This is a genomic window from Methanoregula sp. (assembly GCF_049510175.1).
In the GTDB taxonomy this organism is placed as follows: Archaea; Halobacteriota; Methanomicrobia; order Methanomicrobiales; family Methanospirillaceae; genus Methanoregula.
In genome coordinates this window covers 432979-447384 of the sequence record NZ_JBEKZF010000001.1, presented here as the reverse complement: position 1 = coordinate 447384, position 14406 = coordinate 432979, and the positions used below count along the sequence as shown (strand labels likewise).

The following is a 14406-nucleotide window of genomic DNA, read 5'->3' as shown; positions in this document are numbered from 1 at the left end:
TTTATGCCCGTTCCCGGATAAAGATCCGGCGGTGGATGATGCGCCAGGAGAGGATGAGCTGGATGATATCCGTCGGCGTGATGGTCTGGCGCCCCTCAAACATGGCAATCGGGTGGACGCCGGTCTGGTGCTCGATGCTCTTCTCCAGTTTCCGGATCGTATCGTAATTCATCGCGCCATCAAACGTGAGCGCACGCATCTTCGCGCAGTCCACGAACTGCGTGGAGAATTCGATCAGGAAATCCTCATCATGAAACGAGAGGAGCGAGTACAGGTCGATATTGAGATCGATATCCGTGATCGTGCGCCTCATCCGGTTCTGCATGAGGGAGATGTTGTAAATATTTCTCCCGGGGCCCTTGTCTCTGCCGTACTTTGAGTGGGCGATCCGTATGATCGCATCCGCATCACACCGCTGCGGTGCGATGTACGTCTCATAATCCTTCTCGCGCCGCACGATCTCGTCCGCCACTTCAGCCGAGTTATACCCCCGGCGTTCCATGTCGCGGAGCCGTTTCCACGCATATTTCACCTCTTTTTCCGGGTCGACAAAGATGGAGAAATCCATCAGTTCCCGGAGACGCGGGGTATACAGCGTGTGAAGCCCTTCGAGGATCAGGATCTTCCGGGGGGAGAACGGGACCGGGGGATCGAACCTGCCAGTGGTATGGTTGTACACCGGTTTTTCAATGGGGTGTCCCTGCTTTAACCATGCAACATCCTTCTCAAGCTGTGAAATATTATTGGCATCCGGGTGTAAGGGGGTGATGTCGAGCCGCCTGCGTTCCTCCCGGTCATAGCGGTGGTAATCGTCCAGCGTGATCGTGGAAACCAGTCCAGGGCCGAATATCTGCCGGATCGCGTTCGTGAACGTGGTCTTACCCGACCCGCTGTCCCCGGCAACACCGATGGTGAAGACGATAGGGGAATGGGCTATGATCTCCTTGAAATTGGGCAGGTAATCCATATCGCAAGTAACTGTGTAGTGCATATCCATATTAAGACCCCGTGAATGGTGCAGCTCCAGTAATTATCGGAAAATGTGTCTGTGCTGCCACGATTTCACCAAAATTGTTAGAAATAGATAACATTTATATATATTTATGTTAGAGATAAATAACATATAAGGCAAATAATCATGAAACCGAGAAATCTCAAGATCTCGGATTCACAGAGGTAATTTTGTGCAGACAAAAATCAGGGAATACCGGGTCCGGCTCTCACTGACACAGGATGATCTCGCAAAAAAAGCCGGCGTGCGCCGTGAGACCATCGTTTTTCTTGAACAGGGTAAATATAATCCATCGCTCAAACTCGCCCATGATGTGGCAAAAGGACTGAACACAACAATCGATGACCTGTTTATCTTTGATGATGAGCCGGAAACGCCGGAGAGCCGGGTCGTTCTGGCAGACTGAATTATAATGCTGCAATATCCTGCCCTGTCGGGCAGGAGGGATTGGATGTTTTACTTTCCGGTTCCCGGCAGAGCTCTCCGAGAATAAGAATAGTTGCGTCCTTGTCCAGCGGCTGATTATCGTTCCCGCATTTCGGGGAGTATATACAGGAAGGACAACCGGTGTCACATGGGCAGTCCCTTACCAGTTCATGCGAACTCGAGAACAATTGTGGAAGAATTTCGAATGCCTTCTCCGCAAGCCCGATGCCTCCTTCATACGTATCATAGACAAAAATAGCGGGTTCACCCTGCTCACCAAATGCTGGTGAAGACAAACCGCCGATATCCCAACGGTCGCACATCACGTGCAGGGGCATAAGCGCGATAATCGCGTGTTCCGCGCCGTGCAGTCCCCCGGCAAGGTCAAGGCCGGAACCGGTAATTTTTTGTCCGATAAAATCAGGAGGATGAAACCAGAATGCCTTCGTCCCGAACGTGAGGGGGGGCAGGGACAGGGGTTCCAGACCAATGATCGTGTCACCCCGCTTGATCTTATAACCGGTAAACTGTTCAGTCACCTCAACATCCCCAAAGGCGCACGGAACACCATGGATCGTCCGGGTTTCAAGGGTCTCAATGATGGAAAGGTCCACTTCCTTGAGAGGCTGCGTATAGTAGTCCACATCGGTTTCTGTCACGCGTATCGTATGGGTTTCAAGGTCCATTTCATTGACGACATATGTCTCGCCCTGGTGGAGCATGATCGCGCCTTTATGGGCTTCGCGGTATGCCTGCCCGCGGTCCAGAGTCTCGAGCAGCCTGCCGTGGCACATCACCCGGAACGTTTCACCGGGAATACCGTCAAGCCTCACGCCATCTGCTGCCCGCCCGCGCCCGGCATATACCCACCCGCGGGAGGTTCTCCTCAGCAGGCCGCCCGATTCAAGTTCCGGCAGGAGCCGTGAGATCGACTCCCCGAAAAATGTCCTGTCAGCTTCTTCGCTCAGGGGAAGTTCGGCAGCAGCACAGAGGAGGTGCCCTGAGACAATATACGGATTGCCGGTGTCAATGATCGCGTTCTCGTGGGAACGTTCGAAAAACTGATCCGGGTGGTGCATGAAATACTGGTCAAGGGGGTTTGCCTGTGCAACGAGAATCGCAAGGGATTCTTCTCCTTTCCTCCCGGCCCTCCCGGCCTGCTGGCGAGTGGACATCATGGTTCCGGGATACCCCGAAATGATCACCGTATCAAGTGAGCCGATATCGATGCCCAGCTCAAGAGCATTCGTTGAGACCACGCCTTTCATGACCCCCTCTTTGAGCTGCCGCTCGATCGCCCTCCGTTCTTCCGGGAGAAAACCTGCCCGGTAAACCGAGATTAATGCTGCAAGGCGCGAGGAGGTCCGTTTCGCATCGTCTCGCGCCCAGACTGTGACCAGCTCTGCCATCTTCCGGGATCCGGTAAAACAGAGGGTCTGGAGATTCTCTTTGACGCAGGAGACCAGAAGATCCTTTGTCTCCTGGTGCAGGGAGCGTTCGCCGATGCCATTATAAAACGGATTGTACATGATGAAATTCCGCTTGCCATGGGGTGAGCCGTCATTATCAACAAGCTCAAATTCCTCTCCGGTGAGATGGTGTGCAAACTCGCGCGGGTTTGCCAGCGTTGCAGTGGAAAGGATGAACCGTGGACTCGATCCATAATACTGGCAGAGGCGCAGAAGCCGCCGTATTACAAATGCGATATGCGAGCCAAATACCCCCCGGTACCGGTGCGCCTCGTCGATAACGATGAAGTCCAGATTTGAGAGGAAAGGCTGCCACTTTACATGCCACGAAAGCACGTGGTGCAGTTCGTGGGGATTGGAGATGATCACCCGCGAGTGTTCACGGATCGCGGCCCTCTTTGACTGGGGTGTATCGCCGTCATAGATGGCAGGCTTTGCCGCAATACCGGTGAACTGTGCCATCTGCTCGAGGGACAGGAGCTGGTCGTTCGAGAGGGCTTTTGTGGGATAGAGATAGAGTGCGCGTGCATCTGCATGCGCTTCAAGATGACCGAAAACGGGAATGTTGAATGCAAGAGTCTTGCCACTCGCAGTGGAGGTCGTGAGGACCACATTTTTTCCGGCCCGCACATGGTTGATTGCCTCGCACTGGTGCGAATAGAGCCGGATCCCTTTCTGGTCAAGGTAGGCTCTCATCGAGGAAGACAGCGGAGTTTCCAGCAACCCGTAGCGGGCAGGTTCCGGTTCGGTTGTCTTTGCATGAACAACCCTGTTGCGGTAGACCGGATTCACATTCAGGAGCCGGATCAGATCAGTGACAGCCACAGGACTCCTCCAGCAGGTGGAAGAAGAGCAACGCAAGCGAGATGACATCCTGCCGGTTGTGCTCAACGATGGGTACGAGGGGGCCGATATTTCCGGTATGGAGGTACGTATCGTAGAATTCCGGCACCATCTGCCCTGGTATATCGTCCCCCCGACGGATCCCGAGGATCTCCCGTTCCAAGGCGGTCAGTCGCAGCGAGGGGAGCTGGTCTTTCCACCTTCGACGGCTGAAATGAAGGACATCGAAGTGAGGGATTCTAGCGGGAGACCCCATACCATAGTAAGCGAGACGATCGGTGATGTAGGGGAGATCGAACGATTTGCCATTGAAGGTGACCAGGGCCGGTCGATTTGTGGACAGGTGTTCAACTGTCGCGATAAGAGCGGCCTGTTCCTCCGTTATGTCGCGTAGCAGGTACTGGTGGACAACAAGTTGCCCGTTATCAATAACGCCAATCCCGAAAAGGATGATAGGGCGGGAAAAAAGCCCGAGGGTCTCGATATCAAGAAACACATAGTCTTCCGGTTCATGGAGTCCTGCCGTTCCCAGCACCGAAACGTGGGATTTGGAGTGCCGGCTGCCTATCAGGTCCATTATCGCGGAGGTATCCCCTTCCGATATACATGCAAGGACCTGATGTGCACGCGATCTCAGCACGGGATGCTCCAGCAGATCCGTCAGGGAATAAAATCCCCGTGAATTCAGCTTCTTCCGGGTCGCCTGACCGATGCCATGGACAAGAGTCAGGTCCTCAAGGAGACCCGCCCTGAAACGATCGAGATCGAATGCAGGACTTGAAAAATCCTGCCGGTATTCGAGTGCAAAACAGGTACCCCCGTCATTGACGATTTCTTTACCACGGAATTGTTCATCGATAGTCACCTCCCTGTAACGGGAAAGGAGGGTTTCGAGATGGTGCCGGGCCTGCTCGTATTCTGATGAAAATACAAAGGAGTTTGAAAAACCGGCCCTGAACGCATTCCCGTCGCGGACAACTTCATATTCACGCAATGCCTGCATCCGCTGCTGCCAGAGTGCGCCAATTCGTGAATACGCCGGGACGACTGCCATCTTCCGGATACAACATCCCGATACGGGCGTTTAAATATCCTAGCGTGCGGAGTGAAAGTGATGGCAAGGCTATTGCGGGTCTTCCGCGGGCATAATGAGACGTTTAATCTGCCGGGCGATGCAACTCTTCTGTCATTATTATAACGCAAAAAACAGGGACGGGTGCTGCCGTTTCACAGACACGTTTATACAGGGATGAGAGTGCTGATGCAGGTCAAGGGTTTACTGATCGATCTTGACGGGGTCCTGTATGTGGGGGGTCAGCCACTCAAGGGGGCCCGGGAAGCGATCGCTTATCTTACGAATAAAAAGTATACGTTCAGGTTTATCTCGAATACCACCCGTAAATGCAGGAAGACCATATCCGACCAGTTAACAGCAATGGGTTTTGCTATTCCCGAAGAGTATATTTTCACACCTCCACAAGCAGCAATTACCTACATGAAAAAAACCGGAAAGAACCATTTTCACCTCCTCACCACCGGAGATGTTGACAGGGACTTTGCGGATAGCGGATCTCGAAGCATTTCAGGAAAAACTGACTATGTAATAATCGGTGACGCAGGAGATGCAATAACCTATGACAGCCTGAACTCTGCCTTCAGGCACCTCATGGATGGAGCGGAACTAATAGCGCTCGAAAAAGACCGGTACTGGATGGCACATGACGGAATCTCCCTCTCTGCGGGACCATTTGTATCCGCACTCGAGTTCGCGACAGGAAAACAAGCCATTGTCATGGGAAAACCATCGAAATCATTCTTCGAACTCGCACTCCAGGATATGAATCTTCACCCGTATCAGGTCGCCATGGTTGGCGATGATATTTATTCGGACATTGCCGGTGCACACAGTGCCGGTATGACCGGTATTCTCGTCCGGACGGGGAAATTCCGCGAAGATATTCTGCAAAATTCACCGATCCGGCCTGATGCGATCATTGACTCGATTGCCAACCTGAAGGAAATCGTCTGAAAGTTCATGAATTCCTTAACACCGGTTTTTAAAATATGCAATTCTTGCCATAACTATATTCTCTATCATCCGTATGACCGGAAGGGGCACATACCAGTACGTAAAAAATCATATGCCAAGGTAAGATTCACGTAAGCGATTTATCTCTCAAGTTCCTCAAGATGAATCATTTTTGGTGCGGGATAGGCATTCGATTCGCATCCCGGGTCACCTGACGCTACCAGTCTCGCCATTGCCTGATCGGAATACTGTCCTGATATATCGATACCGATAAACCTGCGCCCGAGTTTCCACGCCACAAGGGTTGTCGTACCTGCGCCATTGAACGGATCGAGGATGAGGTCATTTTTATACGAGAACAGTTTCATGAGCCGCCGTGGCAGCTCTTCCGGGAACATTGCCGGGTGATCATAATCTTTCATCCGTGTTTCCGGGGGAAACGACCACCGGCCCAAAACCCATTCCTTGAATTCCTCGGCCGAGATATCGATGTCTTCCCTACGGCCGGTTTTCTTGTGGGACTCCTTGTCAAAAACCTCGATATATTCCCATGTGTATTTGATGTAGGGCATTGAAGGGGACTTCCAGCTTCCCCACGCAGTGTATTTCGCATTATAAGTGTTCTTTTCCCATAGTAATTCCGCCCTCCAGAGAAGCCCAAGGCCGGCAAGCTGGTGCGAGATGATGTGGTGAGTGGGAACATAATCCGAGAAGAGGGGCTGGACATTTACCGCCATCCGGCCACCGGGCTTAAGCACGCGGACACATTCGTGCCAGACATGGAGAAGCTTTTCAAAATATTCATTCCATTCGTGGGTGTCATCATGCTGATCCTGAGCATAGGAATGGCCGAAGTTATAGGGGGGGGATGTGATAATGAGATCAATACTCCGGTCAGGAATTCGGGTGAGGGCTTCCTGTGCATCCCCGCAGATAATGCGGTTGATGAAGGGTTGGATATCCGCAGGTTCGTCGGAGTGCAGGTTTTTTTGTGCATCCTGAGACCCCCGGCGGATCCTTGCTTTCCCTTCCTTATCTTTGACTTTCTCTGGTCGCATTTCTCTTTCTCATACGATACTATAGCCCGGGATGAGTAAAAGATGCCGAATCTGCATACGCTGATGCCAACGAGAAAAGCGTTTAATGCCGCGATGGATATATTGTCTACGGTTATCTTATGCTGGACATCAAAGACCTTCATGTGAACATTGGTGACAAAGAGGTGCTGCACGGTATCGATCTCCATATCGATGCCGGGGAGACCCACGTGCTCATGGGCCCCAACGGCTCCGGAAAGACCACGCTCTTAATGACACTGATGGGTTTTTCAAATTACAAAATCACCAAAGGAACCATCCTCTTCAACGGGGAGGACGTGACCGCGATGCACGCCGACGAACGGTCCAAGCGCGGGATCGGGATGCTCTTCCAGCGCCCGCCCACCATTTCAGGGCTTAAACTCGGGAAGCTCCTCACGGCTATCTCGCACGACAAAAACGTGGACATCCCGGGCCTTGCCAAATCGGTGCACATGGGTGGGTTCCTTGACCGGGATATCAACAAGGGGTTCTCGGGAGGGGAGATCAAGAGGAGCGAGGTGCTCCAGCTGATGATCCAGAACCCGGACTTTGTGATGCTCGACGAGCCTGAGAGTGGGGTCGACCTTGAAAACATATCCCTGATCGGAAACGCCATCGGTGCCCTGCTCGAAAAGGAAAAACGGATCGTAAAGAGGGCAAAGAGCGGCCTTGTGATCACCCACACGGGATTTATCCTCGATTACCTTGATGCGGACAAGGGGCACGTGATGTGCGACGGCATAATCAAGTGCCACGGAAATCCCCGCGAGATCCTAAAAGATATCAAGCAGCGCGGGTACAGGGAGTGTCTGGAATGTCCTCACAACTGAATACAGCGGGCATATCAAAGGAGGACCAGAAACGGCTCGTCCAGTCGGGGATCGACCTTTCCATGGAGAACCGCTGCGGCAGTTACCTCCAGATGAACCAAGATGTCGTTGATGCAGAGTGTAGGCAGGAAGGCATCGAGGTCCTCTCCTACAAAAAAGCGATGGAGAAGCACGACTGGTTACGGGAATATAACTGGAAGGCAGTATCAAAGGAAAAAGACGAGATCACAAAATACGTTGCGGCACAAAACGATCCGAAAGGCTACGTGATCATCGCCCATAAGGGCACAAGCAACATCCTTCCGATCCAGGCCTGTCTTTATCTCGGGCGCGAGACGATCCAGCACGTCCACAATATCATCATCGCTGAGGAAGGCGCGGAGCTCCACATCATCTCGGGCTGCACAAGTGGCGGACATGTGGGCCCGGGCGCCGCACACTACGGCGTGTCGGAGTTCTACGTCAAAAAGAATGCGAAGATCAGTTTCACCATGATCCACACCTGGACAGAAAACATCGAGGTCTTCCCGCGCAGCGCCTCCATCGTGGAAGAGAACGGGGTGTTCCTGTCAAACTACGTCTGCATGCAGCCGGTGAAAAAGGTCCAGATGTACCCGACGGCGACCCTGAAAGGCGAGAACTCGGTTGCCCGGTTCTCCACGATTGCCATCGCGTCCCCGACCTCGTTTATAGATGTCGGATCCAGGGCGATCCTTGAAGGAAAGGGTTCAAGCGCGGAACTGATCACCCGTGCGATAACGAAAGGCGGGACGATCATGTCCCGGGGCGATATCCAGGGAAAAACCTCCGGAACAAAAGGCCACCTTGAATGCAAAGGCCTGATCCTCAAAGACGGAACCATCTGGGCGATCCCGGAAATCGAGGGAATGGTTGTCGGCACCGAACTCTCCCACGAAGCAGCGGTGGGAAAACTTGCACAGGAGGAGATCGAGTATTTGATGGCCCGGGGGCTTGACGAGGATGAAGCAACCGCGACGATCATCCGGGGATTCCTTGACATCAAGATCGCTGGTCTTCCCGACGCACTCCAGAAACAGATCGATGCCACCATCGATGTGGCAGAGAAGGCCGGATTCTAGGTTCTATTAAGTCTGCCCATGATTCTCCCGTACCCGAGATCGGACGAGCGCCGCAGGATGGTGGAGCAGCAGATCCAGTCCCGGGGCATTTCCAATCCCCAAGTACTCAGGGCATTGCGGGAAATTCCCCGTCATCTTTTCATACCCACACCGTACAACACGTCGGCATACGAGGACGCCCCGCTTCCCATCGGGAATGGCCAGACAATCTCACAACCCTATATCGTTGCTCTCATGACGGAACTGCTGGATCCCCGACCCGAAGACCGTGTCCTCGAAATCGGTGCCGGAAGCGGTTACCAGGCCGCGATCCTCTCAATGCTTGTGCGGTACGTGACCACGATCGAGCGCATACCTGCCGTAGCGGATCTGGCCAGGGAAAATCTCGCAAAAATCGGATTAAAGAACATCAGTATCATTGTCGGGGACGGGACACGGGGATACCCGGAAAACGCACCCTACGACGGGATCATGATAACAGCTGCAACACCGGAAATTCCCAAGCCTCTTATCGATCAACTCACCTTTGGGGGAATACTGGTTGCACCGGTAGGTGGGCGGGAGATCCAGGAACTGATTACCTTGACAAGAAACGAGAACGGGATGGTATGCTCTTCCCACGGGGGGGTCCGGTTTGTCCCTCTCATTGGTGAGCACGGCTGGGATGATACCTGATGCTGATTATTGATATAACCCGGCCCCTTTCGGGAGATTCCGTTGTATATCCCGGTGATACTCCCCCGCGTTTCACGCAGGAAGACCGTGGTCTCTACCTCATCTCCGAACTCCGGATGAACAGCCATTCCGGGACGCATATTGATGCACCGGTTCATTACCTGAAGTCTGGCCCAACCATTGATGCAGTTCCTCTCTCCCACGTGGTTGGATCCTGTCGCGTGCTGGATGTATCCGGTGCCGGTCCGCTTATTGATGCTTCGTACATTAAAGGCAGGACCGGGGGAGTGCCACGCATCCTGCTCAAGACCACATTTTCCGGATGTACTTCTTTCAGAGAAGATTATCCCTCGCTGACAATGGATGCAGCGCGGTATCTCACAACAACAGGGGCACTCTGTGTGGGTATCGATTCTTTCTCGATCGAGGCATTCGTCTGTGATGGATCAGTGCACCGAGAACTTCTCAGCCACGGGTGCATCATCATCGAACTTCTCGATCTATCCCGGGTTTCGGAAGGGGATTACACGCTGGTCGCATTATCGCTCCGTCTCACCGGCCTTGACGGGGCTCCTGCCCGCGTTATTCTCGTGAACAAAGAAGGAGGTGAATGACGGATATCATCATTGAATCAGTAAAAAAAATCGAGACTCTTCTCGAACACAGTGGCTGTACAGATGCCGGGGTGCTCCTTGATGTTGATCCCGGTGTTGTTATCTGCCAGTTCGAACGGGGGGCATCCATGTCTGCCTCTTTCGGCGGAAAAAGTGCGGATTTTACTACCTACGATCCTGTACGGGCTTGCACAAAGGTCTCATTCATGTTCGGCGCACCCCTGGACACTTCCCCGGCCCGTAGTGCCGCATGTGCAATTATCAACGTTATGCTGGGCTTTCTCTGCATGTCGAGAGTGCTCCATGCTTGTCCGGAGTCCTGCCACGTATCCTGTCGGGACCAGATTCTGAAGGAGATTGCCGCGAAGAAACTCTTCTGTATCGGATCGATGGGAGCCGTGGAGCCGGAATTATGTAATTTTGTTTTGGATAAACCCACCAATGCCGATATAATTCTCATCAACGGGGAAGGGATTCTTACCGGGGGGACCGGGGAAATTATCGCGAACAATAAAGATTCAAAACGGATTATCTGTGTTGGTCCTTCAACAGCAGGAATCGCCCGTCTCCATGAGATCGAACACTGGTGTCCTTTTGGAAGGAACTGAAGCAAGTAACTTCCATTCATTCGGGTTCCGGAACTGTTCCTCTCATGGCGTAAACTCTTTTGGATGTGCGCCCAATACTTAATCATGCTTTTTGGATCGTCGGGGATACGGAGGAAGTTTGACCAGGAACTGGTCGATACTGCCCTGAAAATCGGAACTGTGCTGGCTTCCGGATCCTCTGATGTCCTTGTAGGCACGGACACCCGCACAACGAGCCCGCTCCTTGTCCACCTTGTAGTTTCTGGCATCCTGAGTAATGGCGGGACTGCACACGTCGCAGGGATTGTCCCGACACCAACGGTCGCTTTCAATACACGCAGGGTCAAAGCGGGCTGTATGATCACCGCTTCGCATAACCCGGAAGAATATAACGGGCTGAAACTCTTTAATCCCGACGGTTCCTCGTTCACCCAGGCACAGCAGCGAGAGACCGAAGAACTGCTCAAGACTCCGAACAATACAGACTGGCAACATCTGGGAAAAGACTGCACCATCGACGCCCTGACGCCGCATAAGAAGGCAATAGTGGATAAGGTGCACATCGATCCGAAGATCTCAGTAATTATTGACTGTGGCAATGGGGCCGGGTGTATGCTTACACCCTTCCTCCTGTCAGATGCCGGGATCAGGACCACCTGCATCAACTGCAATCCATCAGGGTATTTTGCCCGGCCATCCGAACCGCTACCGGAATATCTTGGGTATATCGGGGACATGGTGAAAAAAACCGGTGCTGACTGTGCCGTAGTCCATGACGGGGATGCCGACCGAATGATAGCATTTGACAAACGGGGGAGATATATTGATGGCGACCACCTCCTCATGCTTTTTGCAAAATATACCGGTGCAAGACATGTCGTAACCACGAGTGATGCTTCCATGATCATCGATGAGGTTGCAGAAGTGCACCGCACGCCGGTTGGCGACGCATATGTTTCCGAGGAACTGATGAACTGGGGGGATTTTGGCGGTGAGCCTTCTGGTGCATGGATATTCCCTCAGATCTCCCTTTGCCCCGATGGACCATTTGCGGCGGCTCTTTTCTGCGAGATTGCCTCTGAATGGGATATTGCACAGGAGATTGATGCCATGCCCCGTTACCCCATTCTTCGGGAATCGCTCTACAACGATTCCGCAAGGGCGATTCTTTCTATCCTTGGCGCCTCCAGCCCGACTGACGGCATCCGCATTTCCGAAGCTGACGGGTGGTGCCTGGTCCGGGCAAGCGGCACCGAGCCGAAGATCCGTATTACTGCCGAAGGAAAGAACCTGGAGAAAGCAAAGGCAATGCTCGCAAAGGGCAAAGAACTCGTCCGGCAAGGGAAAACTGCTTAAAGTTTGTAAGAGGAGCTGTACCTATGGAATGTGTCGTTCTCGCAGCGGGGGAGGGCAAGCGAATGCGCCCCCTGACCGCGAAGCGCCCGAAAGTCATGCTCCCTCTTGCCAACCGCCCGATGATGGAGCATCTTGTCCTTGCAACCCGTGATGCCGGTATCACCGAATTTATTTTCATTGTCGGGTATGGCGAACGGGAAATACGGCGACATTTCGGTGACGGTGCCAGATGGGGGGTCCACATCGAATATGCCACACAGCGACATCAGCGTGGGACGGCTGATGCCGTGGGGGCAGCTCGTGATCTAGTCACAGATCCTTTTCTTGTCATGAACGGGGATATGATCCTCAAACGGGAGGATATCGCGGATCTGTGCCAGAAAAAACCTGCCTGCATGTGCATAAGCACAACAGACCATCCCGGGGATTATGGGGTGGTATTAAAGGAGAATGGTATTATCACGTCCCTTGAAGAAAAATCAAAACAGCCAAAATCGAATCTGATCAATGCCGGGGCATACCTTTTTTCACCCGATATCTTCGATCTCATCGATAAGGTTCAACCTTCACCTCGAGGGGAACTTGAACTCACTGATGCCCTTGCAGAATTAGTGGAGCAACGGCAATTACATGCTCATTATCTCTCGTACTGGATGGATGTAGGTTATCCCTGGGACATGCTTGACGCGAATTCAACGCTCATGGAACACCTTGAACCTGCGAATAATGGAAAAGTCGAGGATGGAGTGACCCTGCAGGATAGTGTAGTGATCGGAGAGGGGACGGTGATCAAATCCGGCACGTACATCGAAGGGCCCTGTGTCATAGGGAAAAACTGCCGCATCGGCCCCCATGCCTATATTCGCGGAGCAACCAGTATCGGTGACGATTGTCATGTAGGCCATTGTTCCGAACTCAAGAACTCGATTATTATGAGCGGGACAAAGATCCCGCATTTCAACTACATCGGTGATTCTGTCATAGGAACTGGCTGTAATTTCGGTGCGGGTACAAAAATTGCAAACCTCCGCAACGACCATGCGAATATTAGTGTCTGTGGAGAGGATACCCGTAGGAAAAAATTTGGGGCTGTTATTGGAGATAATGTCCGGTTTGGTATCAATTGTTCAATCAACGTCGGTACCATGATCGGGAGTGATGCACAATTTGCACCCAATACCTTCATTGAGGGCTGTATTGGGGATAAAGCGATAATAAAGTAGGTGAAATATGCAGGCAGTAATTCTCGCAGCAGGAGAGGGAAAACGGGTTCGCCCCCTGACAGGGAGCCGCCCCAAGGCAATGATCCCGGTGGCCAACCGCCCGATCATAGAATATGTAATCGAAGCCCTGTTGAAAAACGGGATCCGTGAAATCATTGTTGTTGTAGGATACCGGAAAGAACAGGTAACACGATTCCTGAATCAGCTGGATGCACCGATAGAGGTCGTAGTCCAGAATAAGCAACTGGGAACGGGACACGCCCTTCTGTCTGCTAAATCCAGAATACGAGATAATTTCCTCCTGCTCCCGGGGGACAACTATATCGATCCCTCATCTATCGCCCGTATCAAGGATCTCCCGAATGCTATGCTGGTAAAAGAGCATCCAAATCCTTCGAATTTTGGCGTTGTGATGATAAGTGAGGGCCGCGTTACCCGCATTGTCGAAAAACCAGAATATGCTCCCAGTTTCATGGTCAGCACCGGGATCTATTCCCTGACAAGGGAGATTTTTCCCCACATCAGGGAAAACGATCTGACCTATGCCATATCTTCCATGATCGAAAGCGGTGTGAATATCCAGGGTATTCCTGCCGATGACTGGCAGGATGCAATCTTTGCTTGGGACCTCCTCAAGATGAACCGTCGTCTATTATGCAATCTGCCGTCCACACGCAACGGTACCGCAAGCAGACAGACAATCATCCAGGGTGCAGTCAGGATCGGCAAGGGGACGACAATCGGACCGAATACCGTTATTACCGGTCCGGTTGTCATCGGAAATGACTGCACCATCGGACCAAACTGCTGTGTCATGCCAAATACCAGTATCGGTGCCCGTGTAACGGTTGAACCATTTACCGTTATTGGCGACGCAATTATTATGGATGATACATCGGTAGGATCCCATTCACGAGTCATTGATGCCGTCACGGGTGAACGGTGTATACTTGCGGATCATACATCCACATGGACGGTACCGGGGCTCATGGAAATTGAAGGGATCGCAACACGAGCTGAATTCGGGGCAATTCTCGGGGATACCGTGGCGAGCGGGCCGTTTACAGTCTTTAAAAACACGGTTATCGGCAACAATGTGACCATCGAAGGTCGCGCCGACCTGTCATCCAGATATATCCCGGATAATTCCACGGTGATATAAC

Annotated in this window: 14 protein-coding genes; 10 read left to right on the top strand and 4 right to left on the bottom strand. The window is 52.5% G+C overall.

Annotated elements, in window-relative coordinates:
• Nucleotide 1 precedes the first annotated feature (1 nt).
• A complete protein-coding gene (locus ABSG49_RS02310) occupies nt 2-967 on the bottom strand; it encodes a phosphoribulokinase (RefSeq protein ID WP_424024481.1) in 966 nt (321 codons plus the stop codon).
• Nucleotides 968-1184: 217 nt separating this feature from the next.
• On the opposite strand from ABSG49_RS02310, the gene ABSG49_RS02305 reads away from it, so the two are divergent.
• Nucleotides 1185-1418, top strand: coding sequence for a helix-turn-helix transcriptional regulator (locus ABSG49_RS02305; RefSeq protein WP_424024480.1), 234 nt, complete (start codon nt 1185-1187; stop codon nt 1416-1418).
• Between the two features lies 1 nt (nt 1419).
• Here ABSG49_RS02305 and ABSG49_RS02300 read toward each other — a convergent pair whose 3' ends face one another.
• Nucleotides 1420-3732: a DEAD/DEAH box helicase gene (locus ABSG49_RS02300; protein ID WP_424024479.1), complete on the bottom strand. Its 2313-nt coding sequence runs from the start codon at nt 3730-3732 to the stop codon at nt 1420-1422.
• Nucleotides 3719-4804 (bottom strand): ribonuclease H-like domain-containing protein, encoded by a 1086-nt coding sequence (locus ABSG49_RS02295; RefSeq protein ID WP_424024478.1) that lies wholly within the window; start codon nt 4802-4804, stop codon nt 3719-3721. The genes ABSG49_RS02300 and ABSG49_RS02295 overlap by 14 nt, the downstream gene beginning before the upstream one ends.
• Nucleotides 4805-5011: 207 nt before the next feature.
• Here ABSG49_RS02295 and ABSG49_RS02290 point away from each other — a divergent pair, with 207 nt between their 5' ends.
• Nucleotides 5012-5779: a TIGR01458 family HAD-type hydrolase gene (locus tag ABSG49_RS02290; protein WP_424024477.1), complete on the top strand. Its 768-nt coding sequence runs from the start codon at nt 5012-5014 to the stop codon at nt 5777-5779.
• Nucleotides 5780-5919: 140 nt separating this feature from the next.
• Here ABSG49_RS02290 and ABSG49_RS02285 read toward each other — a convergent pair whose 3' ends face one another.
• Nucleotides 5920-6837: a DNA-methyltransferase gene (locus ABSG49_RS02285; protein ID WP_424024476.1), complete on the bottom strand. Its 918-nt coding sequence runs from the start codon at nt 6835-6837 to the stop codon at nt 5920-5922.
• Between the two features lie 119 nt (nt 6838-6956).
• Between ABSG49_RS02285 and ABSG49_RS02280 the strand changes: the two genes are divergently transcribed.
• The 8 genes from ABSG49_RS02280 to glmU (ABSG49_RS02245) all read left to right on the top strand — a co-directional run bounded on the left by ABSG49_RS02280 (nt 6957) and on the right by glmU (ABSG49_RS02245) (nt 14405).
• Nucleotides 6957-7688 (top strand): ABC transporter ATP-binding protein, encoded by a 732-nt coding sequence (locus ABSG49_RS02280; protein ID WP_424024475.1) that lies wholly within the window; start codon nt 6957-6959, stop codon nt 7686-7688.
• On the top strand, nt 7673-8788 hold the full coding sequence (locus ABSG49_RS02275) for a SufD family Fe-S cluster assembly protein (protein ID WP_424024474.1): 1116 nt from the start codon (nt 7673-7675) through the stop codon (nt 8786-8788). Before ABSG49_RS02280 ends, ABSG49_RS02275 begins: the two co-directional genes overlap by 16 nt.
• Before the next feature lie 18 nt (nt 8789-8806).
• On the top strand, nt 8807-9463 hold the full coding sequence (locus ABSG49_RS02270; protein ID WP_424024473.1) for a protein-L-isoaspartate(D-aspartate) O-methyltransferase: 657 nt from the start codon (nt 8807-8809) through the stop codon (nt 9461-9463).
• Nucleotides 9463-10077, top strand: a complete 615-nt coding sequence (locus ABSG49_RS02265) for a cyclase family protein (RefSeq protein WP_424024472.1) — start codon at nt 9463-9465, stop codon at nt 10075-10077. The genes ABSG49_RS02270 and ABSG49_RS02265 overlap by 1 nt, the downstream gene beginning before the upstream one ends.
• Entirely contained in the window at nt 10074-10685 is a 612-nt protein-coding gene (locus tag ABSG49_RS02260; protein WP_424024471.1) for a hypothetical protein, read from the top strand. Before ABSG49_RS02265 ends, ABSG49_RS02260 begins: the two co-directional genes overlap by 4 nt.
• Nucleotides 10686-10769: 84 nt before the next feature.
• Nucleotides 10770-12020, top strand: coding sequence for a phosphopentomutase/phosphoglucosamine mutase (locus ABSG49_RS02255; protein WP_424024470.1), 1251 nt, complete (start codon nt 10770-10772; stop codon nt 12018-12020).
• A gap of 23 nt (nt 12021-12043) precedes the next feature.
• Complete coding sequence (glmU, locus tag ABSG49_RS02250) at nt 12044-13243, top strand: bifunctional sugar-1-phosphate nucleotidylyltransferase/acetyltransferase (RefSeq protein WP_424024469.1); 1200 nt, start codon at nt 12044-12046, stop codon at nt 13241-13243.
• Nucleotides 13244-13250: 7 nt separating this feature from the next.
• The gene (gene glmU / locus ABSG49_RS02245; RefSeq protein ID WP_424024468.1) at nt 13251-14405 is read left to right on the top strand and encodes a bifunctional sugar-1-phosphate nucleotidylyltransferase/acetyltransferase; all 1155 of its coding nucleotides are present in this window, start codon (nt 13251-13253) and stop codon (nt 14403-14405) included.
• The last annotated feature ends 1 nt before the right edge of the window (nt 14406 follow it).

What these genes read in the sequence shown, in the direction of transcription:
- ABSG49_RS02310 (WP_424024481.1), bottom strand. Translation starts at nt 967, where the DNA reads ATGGATTACCTGCCCAATTTCAAGGAGATCATAGCCCATTCCCCTATC.
- ABSG49_RS02295 (WP_424024478.1), bottom strand. Translation starts at nt 4,804, where the DNA reads ATGGCAGTCGTCCCGGCGTATTCACGAATTGGCGCACTCTGGCAGCAG.
- ABSG49_RS02290 (WP_424024477.1), top strand. Translation starts at nt 5,012, where the DNA reads ATGCAGGTCAAGGGTTTACTGATCGATCTTGACGGGGTCCTGTATGTG.
- ABSG49_RS02285 (WP_424024476.1), bottom strand. Translation starts at nt 6,837, where the DNA reads ATGCGACCAGAGAAAGTCAAAGATAAGGAAGGGAAAGCAAGGATCCGC.
- ABSG49_RS02280 (WP_424024475.1), top strand. Translation starts at nt 6,957, where the DNA reads ATGCTGGACATCAAAGACCTTCATGTGAACATTGGTGACAAAGAGGTG.
- ABSG49_RS02275 (WP_424024474.1), top strand. Translation starts at nt 7,673, where the DNA reads ATGTCCTCACAACTGAATACAGCGGGCATATCAAAGGAGGACCAGAAA.
- ABSG49_RS02270 (WP_424024473.1), top strand. Translation starts at nt 8,807, where the DNA reads ATGATTCTCCCGTACCCGAGATCGGACGAGCGCCGCAGGATGGTGGAG.
- ABSG49_RS02265 (WP_424024472.1), top strand. Translation starts at nt 9,463, where the DNA reads ATGCTGATTATTGATATAACCCGGCCCCTTTCGGGAGATTCCGTTGTA.
- ABSG49_RS02260 (WP_424024471.1), top strand. Translation starts at nt 10,074, where the DNA reads ATGACGGATATCATCATTGAATCAGTAAAAAAAATCGAGACTCTTCTC.
- ABSG49_RS02255 (WP_424024470.1), top strand. Translation starts at nt 10,770, where the DNA reads ATGCTTTTTGGATCGTCGGGGATACGGAGGAAGTTTGACCAGGAACTG.
- glmU (WP_424024469.1), top strand. Translation starts at nt 12,044, where the DNA reads ATGGAATGTGTCGTTCTCGCAGCGGGGGAGGGCAAGCGAATGCGCCCC.
- glmU (WP_424024468.1), top strand. Translation starts at nt 13,251, where the DNA reads ATGCAGGCAGTAATTCTCGCAGCAGGAGAGGGAAAACGGGTTCGCCCC.